The organism is Viridibacillus arvi, assembly GCF_001274945.1.
Lineage (GTDB): Bacteria > Bacillota > Bacilli > Bacillales_A > Planococcaceae > Viridibacillus > Viridibacillus arvi.
In genome coordinates this window covers 994506-1007119 of sequence record NZ_LILB01000001.1, presented here as the reverse complement: position 1 = coordinate 1007119, position 12614 = coordinate 994506, and the positions used below count along the sequence as shown (strand labels likewise).

Here is a 12614-nt window from a genome sequence, read left to right as displayed (position 1 = left end):
TAATATCCTAATTATAAAAAGGAGGACATTAATGTTATCTGATCCAGTAATCGCTAGTATGTTTATATTGGGATTAATAGCTTTAGGTGAAGTAATATCAATTATCACAAAGGCAAGAGTACCAATGCTTTTTGTAGCTATGGTTGGTTATTTAGTCTTGCTTTGGACAGGGATTTTTCCAAAAGATTTAATTATTAATTCTTCTTTTTTATCTGTAGGTGCTGTTTTGGGTACCGCACCAATATTAGTGCATATGGGTACATTAATACCGCTGAAAATGATTAAATCACAGTGGCAAGCAGTAATTATAGCTATCATTGGAATGATCATTGCGACTACATTAATTCTTGGTATAGTCACATTTCTATTTGACTATGAAACAGCGGTTGCAGGAGTTGGACCATTAAATGGAGGCATAATGGCAGTATTGATAACTTCTGAAGGGTTAAAAGAATTGGGATTTGTTAGTCTTTTAACTATTCCAGCTTTAATATTGGCATTTCAATCATTAATAGGCATGCCAATTGCCTCGTTATTACTACGAAAACATGCTTTGAAAATACGCGGGAAAATTGAAGATGGAACTTTTATCTCGACTAATACTGAAAAATTTGATGAAGAAAATGAAATGAAATTAATCATTCCTAAAAAGTACCTTTCTAATTTAGTGTTATTATTTATGTTGTTTGTAGGTGGAGCATTAGCCGTTGCCCTAGCTAAAATGACAGGAATACCTTACAGCTTATGGGCATTATCAATAGGTATTCTAGGAAGACTTGTTAAGGTTTTCCCAGATCGAATCATGGAGCGTTCAAACAGTTTTACAGTTGGTATGGCAGGGATAATTGTAATGGTTATTGCTATGAGCAATGATATTACGTTTAGTATGTTTGTAGATTACTTGCCAGCAGTAGCAGCTATTTTAATAATTGGTGTGATAGGTATAATTGTAGGTGGATTTATTGGAGCGAAAATTTTCAAATGGGATCCTAATAAAGCCATTCCAGTCGCCTTAACTTCTACATTTGGTTTTCCAGGTGATTATATTATCTGCGAAGAAGTAGGACGGAGTATCGGAAGAAATGAGGAAGAACAAGAACAAATATTCAATGAGGTATTAACTCCAATGTTAGTCGGAGGATTCACAACAGTTACAATCGGTTCTGTTGTTATATCTTCTATACTAATCAACACCTTATAAATTCTGAACATTCAAATAAAGGTATAATTCTAAAGAGTATACTAATGTCATATATCTGACATTTTGGAGTACTCTTTTTTTCTTGTTTTATATCTAATAAATAGCAAGTTATATAAATAATAAGCTTTTTGCGCTCTTTAATTTTAATAACTAAAAAACAGTTGAATTCATATAACTAACGGGATATTTACATAATGTTTTTTTATTAATCATCTAATGATCGTATTTGCTATTTAATATATAGTGTGATTTTTTATGCATTACACGATATTAATGATAAATATAAAATAATTCCCTATTTAATCTAATATAATTCCATGTAATCCAAAATAATTCCTCTTTTTTAAAACTTTTTTCCATATATATTTAATGGTCAGAATTTTAAAATTATAAAAAGGGGAGGTAGTTGAAATGGAGGACATACGAGAAAATGAGTTGACTGTAAAGAGTTCAAAAACAGATTTTATGTCAGTTTTTTAATTTGTAATCTGCAGTTTGATCGGTATTTTTAGCTTCTTTGTTACTTTTACATACAACGAAAAATCTTCTATTTTACTAGATCATATTGTTAGCTGGATATCGACAAATGCAGCAACTTTTGTAACTGTCTATATCATAATAATGCTAGTTTGTGGTGCTGCATATCCATTTATCACAAAAACATGGAATAAGGATATCGTCAATATTGTGATGTCAGTTTTTAAGGTAATTGGTTTAGGCATTGGTTTATTACTTATATCTGGGATAGGGCCAGATTGGCTGTTTGACCCAAGTGTAGGGCCTTTTTTAATGGAGAAGTTGATAAAACCTGTAGGAGTACTTATTCCGATTGGAGCTATCTTCTTAGCATTGTTAGTCAGTTATGGATTGCTTGAATTTATTGGGGTATTCATGCAACCGATTATGCGTCCGATTTTCAGAACACCTGGTCGTTCTGCAGTTGATGCAGTGGCATCATTTGTTGGTAGTTATTCTGTTGGTTTATTACTAACCAATCGTGTATTCAAACAAGGGAAATATACGATTCGTGAAGCGGCCATTATTGCAACCGGTTTCTCAACTGTTTCGGTAACATTCATGGTTGTTGTAGCGAATACGCTAGATTTAATGGCCTATTTGACTTCGTTTTTCTGGGTATCACTCATTATTACTTTTATGGTCACGGCAATTACAGCTAGAATATGGCCACTTGGAAAGTTAAAAGATGAGTATATTGTAGAGCAAGGCGATCCAGAAGTGATTGTAACTGAAAAAAGACTATTAACTGCGTGGACTGAAGCAATGCAAGCAGTGAAGCATAATCCACCATTTTTAAAGAACCTTTTACAGCATTTAAAAGAAGGTCTGTTGATGACAATGAGTGTTTTACCTTCCATTCTTTCAATTGGATTACTAGGTCTTATATTAGCAATGTATACACCCATTTTTGATTGGGTTGCTTATATTTTTGTACCATTCACATGGATTTTGCAATTACCAGAGCCTATGTTGACTGCAAAAGCTTTAGCGGTTTCAATAGCAGAGATTTTCTTACCCGCATTATTAGTCGTGAAAGCAACGGTAATTACCAAATTTATAGTAGCCGTTGTGTCTATTTCCGCTATTTTGTTTTTCTCAGCAGTAATTCCTGTAATCATTTCAACTGATATTCCTTTAACGATACGTCAACTAATTATAATTTGGTTCCAACGTGTTGTTTTAACACTAATTTTAGTAACACCAATCGCATTTTTACTATTTTAAAAGGAGCGTGTCATGATGGAAAACGTTATGCAAAATATTAAAGCACCAACAGGTAGTGAATTAACTTGTAAAGGTTGGACGCAAGAGGCGGCTATGCGTATGTTGATGAATAATTTGGATCCAGAGGTTGCTGAAAATCCAGATGAACTTGTTGTTTATGGGGGAATCGGGAAAGCTGCTCGTAATTGGGAAAGCTACGCACAAATTATTGAGTCATTGAAAAAGCTAGAAAATGATGAAACTTTACTTGTGCAATCAGGGAAACCTGTCGCAGTATTCCGCACATATGAGCATTCACCACGTGTATTAATCGCAAATTCAAACCTCGTTCCAGCGTGGGCAAATTGGGATCACTTTTATGAATTAGAAGATAAAGATTTAATGATGTATGGACAAATGACGGCTGGAAGTTGGATCTATATTGGTGCACAAGGTATTTTACAAGGCACATATTTAAGCTTTGTGGAAGCGGGTAAAAAAGTATTTGGCTCAGCAGATTTAAAGGGAAAATTGATCTTAACTGGTGGCATGGGTGGTATGAGTGGAGCTCAACCGCTAGCTGGTAAAATGGCTGGAGCTGTTATATTAGTTGTCGAAGTCGATAAGAAACGTATCGAACGTAAAATCAAGGAAGGGTATTGTGACTATCTAGCAGAAGATTTAGATGAAGCACTGAAATTGGCTAAACAGCTACAAGACAAAAATGAACCTGCTTCCATCGGCCTTGTCGGTAACTGTGCAGATGTCTATCGTGAAATTTTTGAACGTGGGATTGTTCCTGATTTTGTAACGGATCAAACAAGTGCTCATGACCCATTAAATGGCTATATTCCGAACAAGATGACACTTGAAGAAGCACTTCAGTTGCGAAAAAGTGATCCGAAAATGTATGAACAAAAAGCAAAACAAGCGATGGCTGATCATGTGCAAGCCATGCTCGATTTCCAAACTGCGGGAGCAGAAGTATTTGACTACGGAAATAATATACGTAAATACGCTCAAGAAATGGGTGTCGAAAATGCCTTTGATTTCCCAGGCTTTGTTCCAGCATACATTCGACCACTATTCTGCGTGGGAAAAGGACCATTCCGATGGGCAGCACTTTCAGGTGATCCTGAAGATATTTACAAAACAGATGCCCTTGCAAAAGAAATGTTTGCAGATGATGAAGGTCTTGTGAACTGGATTGATATGGCACAGAAAATGGTCAAATGGCAAGGTTTACCTGCTCGCATTTGTTGGTTAGGATATGGAGACCGTCATCGTTTTGCTTTGAAAGTAAACGAAATGGTTGCATCGGGTGAGTTAAAGGCACCAATCGTATTCGGTCGTGATCATTTAGATTCAGGTTCAGTTGCATCCCCTAACCGTGAAACAGAGGGTATGAAAGACGGTTCAGATGCAGTATCAGATTGGCCAATCTTAAACGCTTTAGTTAATACTGCAGGTGGAGCAAGTTGGGTAAGTGTCCACCACGGTGGCGGAGTAGGAATGGGTTATTCACAACATGCTGGGCAAGTGCTTGTAGCAGACGGAACAGAAATGGCTTCAGAAAAGATTAATCGTGTATTAATATCAGACCCTGGAATGGGCATTGTTCGTCATGCGGATGCGGGTTATGACATCGCTATCAAAACTGCACAAGAGAAGAATGTGCAAATGCCAATGTTAAAAACAGAAGGGTGATCACAGATGATTTTACTCATTGAAAATGCAAATCAATTAATTACTTTACAAGGAACTATGAAAAAAGCTCGGACAAAAGAAGAAATGAGCAATCTACAAATTATCGATAATGGTAGTGTATTAATAAGTGGAGATCTTATTATAGCAACGGGTACAAAAGCATCTTTAAGAGCACATTATCCAGATTTAGTATCGCAAGCGAATATAATTGATGCCTCTGGTAAAGTGGTTATGCCCGGTTTAGTGGATGCACATACACATCTAGTCTTTGGTGGTACTCGAGAAAATGAATTCCAAATGCGTCTAAACGGTGCAACCTATATGGACATTATGAATGCAGGTGGAGGAATACATGCTACGACGAAAAAGACACGAGAAGCATCATTTGAACATCTTTATGAAAAAACATATGAACATCTCAATGATTTTTTGAAACATGGCATTACAACTGTTGAGTCAAAAAGTGGCTATGGCTTAGATTGGTCTACAGAGGAAAAGCAACTTCAAGTAGCGAAAAAACTTCAAGAAAATCATGAAGTAGATGTTGTGAGTACCTTTATGGGTGCACATGCAGTTCCAGCTGAATATAAAAACAATCCGGATGCATTTGTAGACATCATAATAAATGAAATGATTCCGAAAGTAGCGGAAGGAAATCTTGCTGAGTTTAATGATGTCTTTTGTGAAAAAGGTGTATTTACGCCGGAGCAGTCACGCAAAATTTTATTAGCCGGGAAAGAACATGGTTTGATCCCTAAAATCCACGCCGATGAAATCGAACCATATGAAGGGGCTGAGCTTGCTGCTGAAGTGGGAGCTATTTCAGCAGAGCATTTATTAGTAGCATCTGATAAAGGTATTCGTGATATGGCTGAAGCAGGTACGGTTGCGGTATTATTGCCTGGGACTGCATTCTTCTTAAAAGCAGATTCTGCTAGGGGACGATTAATGATTGATGAAGGAGTTCCAGTAGCGATTTCAACTGATTTTAATCCAGGCTCTTCGCCAACAATCTCTCTGCCATTTATCATGAATTTAGCATGTATGAATATGGGCATGACAATGGAAGAAGTATTAACAGCCACAACTATCAATGCAGCTTATGCGATTAATAGAGGGCATGAAATTGGCTCACTAGAAGAGGGCAAAAAAGCAGATGTACTCATCCTAGATGTTGCAAATTATCAGCAACTGCAGTACTTCTATGGTATGAATCATACACATACGGTCATTAAAAATGGTCGAGTTGTTGTTGAAAATGGCGTGTTATGTAGTGAATTACAAAACGTTACTGATTGAGAATGAGCTTAAAATTATTATGGAAGAGCCTCTGATTGTAATAATCAGAGGTTTTTTCTATGGTTAAATAAAGAAGTATACATATTGTTGAAAATAATGAATCGGAAATGAGTCGACCGACGTCTATAGTGTGGTTGCTTGAAAGGAGGGTGCGGATTGGCTAAAGAATTGGAAGAAATCATTGAAGAGTATGGTGATTACTTATTACGTGTTGCTTACTTATACGTAAAGGATTTAACAACTGCCGAAGATATCGTGCAAGAAGTTTTTATAACATTTTATAAAAAGCAAAGTCAATTTAAAGGTGAAGCTTCTTTAAAAACATATTTAGTGAAAATAACAGTCAACCGCTGTCATGATTATTTACGAAGTTGGAAACGAAAACGGCTAACTTTAATGGATAAAATGACGGGGAAGGGTGATAGAAGAACACCAGAATATCTCGTTTTAGAGGCAGCTGACCGTATGAGAGTGACTGAGGCGCTATTGCAGCTACCGATATTGTACCGCGAAGTTATCATTTTATATTATTATCAAGAACTAAATACAGTGAAGATAGCAGGAATTTTAGACTGCCCAGAGGCAACGGTTCGTACGAGATTGCAGAGGGCACGTAAATTATTACATAAGCAATTAATAGGTTATGAATGGGGGGGGTGGCAACATGAATCGTTTGAAGGATGATCTAGATCGTGAGCTTAAGGAACATATTTACTTAAAGAATGATGTGAAAAAAAGAATACTCGAACAAGCGAAAAATCCAAATAAAAAGTCGCGCTCTAATTGGCAGTATCCTGTCGTACTCGTCGCATGTGCATCTGTCCTAATTCTTTTTGCGATACTACTATTCCAAGATGTCGGTGGATATGAAAAAGTTGTTACAGGTGCTGAAGCAGATTCAGGCTTACAGCTAGATTGGCTAATCGAATTACTGCCTTTTGTCATTCTGGGGGTTATTATTTTTAGTATGGTTAAATTCTTTCAACCATATGAGTTACCAGTTTGTGAGTACTGTCATGAAGAGTGGAGTTGGCGAGTTTCGATTAAAAAGATGTTCACCCTCAATCGAGCAATGAGTTGTCCAAGTTGTGGGAAGGAGCAATATCAGACAAGGAAATCAAGAATTCGTATGAGTCAATTAGTCTTGTTATCCAACTTAGTCTTATTGATCAATGCATTTTTTGACTTCTACTGGTGGGAAATTGTTTTAATGTATGTTGCTATTATCGTTACTGGTTTTATATTAATGCCATATAATTTGAAGCTTCAAAATGATGAGGATTTAAATCTATGGTGACTGTATTTGAATAGGAGAAACAGCTAAGAAAATGCTCTCGTCTCTTAGCTGTTGAAGTATTAGTTCATAATAAGAGTAAGTAAAAGGCACTCGATATACCGAGTGCCTTTTCATTTATATTAGACTTATTTTGCACCGCTTAATTCTACTAATATTTTAGCTTGTGATTTATCGTTTGTTAAAGCTTCAAAGCCTTTTTCTACGATGTCATCCAATTGGATACGGTCCGTGATAATGCCTTGTGGTTTTAATTGACCAGTACCCATTAAGTCTACTGTTTGTTGGAATGATGTTGGTGTGTAAGCAATACTTGACGTGATTTTCACACCTGTATTTGTTAAATGGATTGGATTCCATTCAATAGGGCGAGCAAAGATAGATACGATTACCATTGTACCACGAGCTTTTGTTGCATCAATTGCTTGTTTAAATGTAGGAGCAACACCAGCTACTTCAAATGATACATCAACACCATCTGGAACGATAGCTTGAATAGCTTCAACACCATTTACTTCACCAGAGTTAATAACATGAGTAGCGCCAAGTTCTTTCGCTTTTGCTAGGCGAGTTTCAGATAAATCTAGCACGATAATTTTACTAGCACCCGCTGCTTTTGCTGCGATAGCAGTTAATAATCCGATTGGGCCAGCACCGAAAATAGCTACTGTATCACCGAAACGTAAATTACCTTCTTTAACAGCTTGTACTGCTACAGCAGTAGGTTCAACAAGAGCACCATCTTCAAGTGTCATTGTTTCTGGAAGTAAGTAAACATTGTTTTCAGGAGCATTTGCGAATGTTGTAAATCCACCATCGCCATGTAAACCGATGAAGCTAAAGCCATCGTAAGCATCTACATCTTCAGGTTTGTTACCATGAGTTATTGTTGGGTTAATCGCTACACGATCACCAACTTTAAATTTAGTTACATTAGCGCCAACTTTTTCAATAACGCCAGCAAATTCATGTCCCATAATTAGAGGAGCAATTTCACCAGTTAAACCGTCTTTTTCTTTAGTTGGAACAAATACAGGACCCTCTTGATATTCATGCAAATCACTACCACAAATACCAGCCCATGCTACACGTACTGTTACCTCATTATCTTTAAGAGCTTTTAATTCTCTTTCCTCAATGCGAATATCTTTTTCTCCATACCATACTGCAGCTTTCATATCTATTAACCTCCAGTAAAATTGATGTCTTTGAGTTACACCCCCATTCTAGCACTCTAAAAAAATGCTACAACTAATAACCCTTGGAAAAAGCTAGAATGGACTAAAGTTAGAACAATTTGTACATAAAGAAGTCTAACGATAACAGATTAAAATGATAGATTTTATAAATCATCTTCTATGAAAAATAATTTCTGAAAATAATTATTTTAACCAAAATAAAGGTGTTTTGGAATAATTGTCTAATTTAGATTAGTTCGGATAAAAATTGTATTGGTAATTGTTGTAATCTAGAAAGTGGGGTATGCAAATGACGGATAATAAGACAAGAAATCTTTATTTTTTTATTTCACTTATGTTTGAAAAAAAGCGTTTAATCGTGACAGGAATTTTGTTAATGATTATCGCAACTTTTATTGATTTATTATCGCCATTAGTTATGAAGCAAATAATTGATTCAGCAATCCCAGAAAAGAATTTCAAAGCATTGTTTATTTTTATCGCAATTTTAACTATTTTACCTATTCTTTCAACGATTTTTAGAACTGTACGAATGATACTAAATGTTAAAATCGGAGGGAATGTCACCGAAAAGTTAAGAACGATGGCGTTTGAAAAAGCCTTTACACTGTCATCAATTAACTTAAATCAGTTGAAGATTGGAGATATAGTAGATCGTGTAACGCGCACTTCGGGTATGATAGGTGAAGTTTATATAGCAAATGAATTACTGAATGGTATTACCAGCCTATTTATGTTTTTAGGAATGACTATATTTATGTTTACAATAAGTTGGAAACTAACATTAATCGCATTTTTAGTTGTTCCGCTTGTATTCTTCATCACATTTAAGTTAGGAAGAATATCAGAAACTAAAACAAAGAGTTATATGGAATATACAAATAATGAAATGACTTTTTTTACGGAACTAATCAGTGGCATAAAAAATGTCCAAATCTTCTCCCAACAACAAAGTGAAATGAAAAACGTAAAGAATTTGTTGAAAAAACATAATGAAATGCATTTAAATACGAGTATATATCGAAGATCATATGCAGATATATTCAATCAATTGGTAAAGTCATTGGCATTAGGCATAGTATTTGCTGTGGGTGCTTGGGATATTAGTAATAATCAGCTATCTATCGGATCGCTTGTTGCTTTCACAGTATATGTACCTCAGCTATACACTTTAGTAAATGACATACAAACTGCTTATATAGGTACTACTAATGTTCGACCTATCATAAAGCAATTAAATACATTTTTAGATATCCATGAACCAATTATTCAAATCCCACATGCAATTCCTCTGAAAAATGTCAAGGGTGAAGTAGAGTTTCAAAATGTGTCGTTTACATATGAAAACAATCGCGCTGGTTTACAAAATGTCTCTTTTAAAGTACAGCCTGGAGAAACTATAGGAATTGTTGGAGGTTCAGGGGGCGGTAAAACAACAATATTAGAATTATTAATGCGTTTTTATGACCCAACTGAAGGGGCAGTAAGTATTGATGGGGTTAATATTTCAAAATATAATCTTATTGATTTTAGAAATGCTATAGGATTAGTAACACAGGATCCATTTCTTTGGAATAGGACAATAAAAGAAAATCTGATTTATGGAGTGCCTAATGCGACTGAAGAACAATTATCACACGCAATTAAAGTAGCACAATTAGAAGAATTTATTGTTAATTTACCAGAAGGATTTGAAACAGTAGTTGGAGAGCGTGGTGTTCGTATTTCAGGAGGAGAAAAACAACGATTAGCTATTGCCAGAGCTATATTAAAAGATCCACCCATCATTCTGTTAGATGAACCGACATCAGCTTTAGATGCAAATACTGAATTTTTATTACAATCTCAAATGGAAGAAGTATTTAAAGGTAAAACCATCGTTCTAGTAGCACACAGACTAGCTACAATACGAAATGCATCTAAAATTTTAGTTTTAGATAATGGGGAAATAGTTGAGTTTGGTACGCCTAAAGAACTGTTAAATAATCAAGGAGCTTATTATGACTTATTATCAAAACAAGTTTCCACAAATTAATTTGATACCTACTATTAATGGTGGTAAGCAAAATATTCATTAAACTAAGTACCAGACATAAAATAATAATAAAATATTCCTTTTAATAAAAAGGAGAAATGGGGTTCAATGTGAAACCAGTTATCGGTATTTCTTCAAGCCTAAACGAACAATTACTTACACTTCCAACTGACAATATTCATGCTATTTCAAAATTTGGTGGTTTACCTATTGTCCTTCCTAATTATGAGGAAACTGAAGCCGATTTAATTGTAGAGATGATTGATGGTTTACTGTTAACGGGTGGAGGAGATATTGATCCAATACTTTTTGGAGAAGAACCGCATCAAAAGCTTGGATCTATAACGCCTGAGCGAGACGCATTTGAAGTTGCTATCGTCAAGGAAATGTTACTCCAGAATAAACCGGTTTTAGGGATTTGTAGAGGTGCGCAAATTCTAAATATAGCTGTAGGTGGTGACATGTTTCAGGACATTTATACACAAACAGAAGAGAATCTTTTACAACATCAACAACAAGCACCACGTTGGCATGCGTCACATTTTGTACACGTAGAGGACAATACGCTGCTAAAGTCAATTGCTCAAAAGGAAAAGTTTAAAGTAAATAGTTTCCATCATCAAGCAAATCGAAGGATACCTGGTGAATTTGTAGTATCAGCGGTAGCTAGTGATGGAGTTATTGAAGCTTTTGAAAGCAAAAATCATCACTTTGTCATGGGTGTACAATGGCATCCAGAGTGTATGTTGTTAAATAATGATGAAACCTCAGCAGAAATAATGAAGGCATTTATCAGTGCCTGTATAAAATAATTTGTACAAAGCGACTGTATTTAAACAGTCGTTTTTTGTTTGGGAAATATCTCATTTGGGTGAGCTGAATGCTGAGATCACTGTGTTGATAATTTTATTCGGATAAATACGCTAAAGTAAATTATTTTAGATTCATGAATCCATTTTTAATGGGGAAAACTATCGTAAGTCCAAAAAAGGAGGTATCTTAGCTTGAGTCAACGGCTTCGATTCATGCTTTTCTTAAGCGCATTTTTCTTTGTTATTTCAACCAATGTTTCAGCTGCTGAAGAACCAACGAGAGAGCAGATTCTAGAACAACGCATGGAATTCTATATAAAATATTCAAATGACACATTGCCATGGTATTACTTGGCAGCTGTTGACCAATTTGAAAGGAATATTGAACAAGTACGTAATGATATACCTAAAAGAGAAGGTGTACTTGCCATTCAGTTTGCTGATGACTTTTGGACAGGGATATTGAATCCCAAAAAGGATGATACAAACTTAAAATCCATTGGTTTCTTTAATGGGAATGGTGCTGATGGAAACAATGATGGTGTTGCAGATCGTCAAAATGATGATGACGTCATGTACGCACTTGCTGAATACTTAAGTGCACATGGAACTGATGAAAAAGGTTTTAAACATGCTTTAAAGGAATACTATAAGGTCGATGATACAGTAAAGCAAATCATTACAAATGCGAAAATTTATGAGAAATTTAAAACATTGAATTTAGATAAGCGAGCTTTTCCACTTTCCATTAAACATGATTACAGTTATCACAGTACTTGGGGAGCCTCAAGAGGTTGGGGCGGACGTAGGATGCATGAAGGTACAGATTTGTTTGCCTCATATGGTGTTCCAGTGAAATCTGCTACATATGGTCTCGTTGAGGTCATGGGCTGGAATGAATTTGGCGGTTGGCGAATAGGCATACGCGACAATAATAACACATATCACTATTATGCCCATTTATCCAGTTATGAAAAAGGGATAAAACTGGGAGATATTGTTGAGCCAGGAACAGTAGTTGGTTATGTGGGTAGTTCTGGATACGGCAAGAAAGGAACTTCAGGTAAATTCCCTCCGCATTTACATTATGGTATGTATAAATACAACGGAAGAAATGAATGGGCATTTGATCCGTTTCCTTCACTAAGACTTTGGGAACAAGCAGAAAAAGGTACAAAAAAAATATAGAAAAAAGTACTGAATTATGGAATATGTAACTCCATAATGCGGTACTTTTTTATTTTTAAACGAAAAATATTTAAATTTATCAAAAGTAAATGAAAATAATAATATATACATAATTTTGGAAATGCATTATTATTGAATGATCTAAATAAAATGGGAT

The 12614-nt window shown here is 35.4% G+C and carries 10 protein-coding genes; 9 read left to right on the top strand and 1 reads right to left on the bottom strand.

Annotation, left to right across the window (positions count from 1 at the left end; all coding sequences use genetic code 11):
• The first annotated feature begins 31 nt into the window (after positions 1–31).
• The 6 genes from AMD00_RS04750 to AMD00_RS04725 all read left to right on the top strand — a co-directional run bounded on the left by AMD00_RS04750 (position 32) and on the right by AMD00_RS04725 (position 7226).
• Entirely contained in the window at positions 32–1201 is a 1170-nt protein-coding gene (locus AMD00_RS04750) for a hypothetical protein (RefSeq protein WP_053415915.1), read from the top strand.
• Positions 1202–1822: 621 nt separating this feature from the next.
• Entirely contained in the window at positions 1823–2944 is a 1122-nt protein-coding gene (locus AMD00_RS04745; RefSeq protein ID WP_245639480.1) for a YjiH family protein, read from the top strand.
• Between the two features lie 15 nt (positions 2945–2959).
• Positions 2960–4630 (top strand): urocanate hydratase, encoded by a 1671-nt coding sequence (gene hutU, locus AMD00_RS04740; RefSeq protein ID WP_053415914.1) that lies wholly within the window; start codon positions 2960–2962, stop codon positions 4628–4630.
• 6 nt (positions 4631–4636) lie between these two features.
• A complete protein-coding gene (gene hutI, locus AMD00_RS04735) occupies positions 4637–5929 on the top strand; it encodes an imidazolonepropionase (RefSeq protein ID WP_053415913.1) in 1293 nt (430 codons plus the stop codon).
• Between the two features lie 156 nt (positions 5930–6085).
• Positions 6086–6613 (top strand): sigma-70 family RNA polymerase sigma factor, encoded by a 528-nt coding sequence (locus tag AMD00_RS04730; RefSeq protein WP_053415912.1) that lies wholly within the window; start codon positions 6086–6088, stop codon positions 6611–6613.
• Entirely contained in the window at positions 6594–7226 is a 633-nt protein-coding gene (locus AMD00_RS04725) for a TIGR04104 family putative zinc finger protein (RefSeq protein WP_053415911.1), read from the top strand. The genes AMD00_RS04730 and AMD00_RS04725 overlap by 20 nt, the downstream gene beginning before the upstream one ends.
• Positions 7227–7351: 125 nt before the next feature.
• On the opposite strand, the gene AMD00_RS04720 is transcribed toward AMD00_RS04725, so the two are convergent.
• Positions 7352–8401 (bottom strand): 2,3-butanediol dehydrogenase, encoded by a 1050-nt coding sequence (locus tag AMD00_RS04720; protein ID WP_053415910.1) that lies wholly within the window; start codon positions 8399–8401, stop codon positions 7352–7354.
• Positions 8402–8711: 310 nt separating this feature from the next.
• Between AMD00_RS04720 and AMD00_RS04715 the strand changes: the two genes are divergently transcribed.
• The 3 genes from AMD00_RS04715 to AMD00_RS04705 all read left to right on the top strand — a co-directional run bounded on the left by AMD00_RS04715 (position 8712) and on the right by AMD00_RS04705 (position 12457).
• Positions 8712–10457, top strand: coding sequence for an ABC transporter ATP-binding protein (locus AMD00_RS04715; RefSeq protein WP_053415909.1), 1746 nt, complete (start codon positions 8712–8714; stop codon positions 10455–10457).
• Positions 10458–10567: 110 nt separating this feature from the next.
• On the top strand, positions 10568–11269 hold the full coding sequence (locus AMD00_RS04710; protein ID WP_053416789.1) for a gamma-glutamyl-gamma-aminobutyrate hydrolase family protein: 702 nt from the start codon (positions 10568–10570) through the stop codon (positions 11267–11269).
• Positions 11270–11461: 192 nt separating this feature from the next.
• Positions 11462–12457, top strand: coding sequence for a M23 family metallopeptidase (locus tag AMD00_RS04705; protein WP_407701111.1), 996 nt, complete (start codon positions 11462–11464; stop codon positions 12455–12457).
• The last annotated feature ends 157 nt before the right edge of the window (positions 12458–12614 follow it).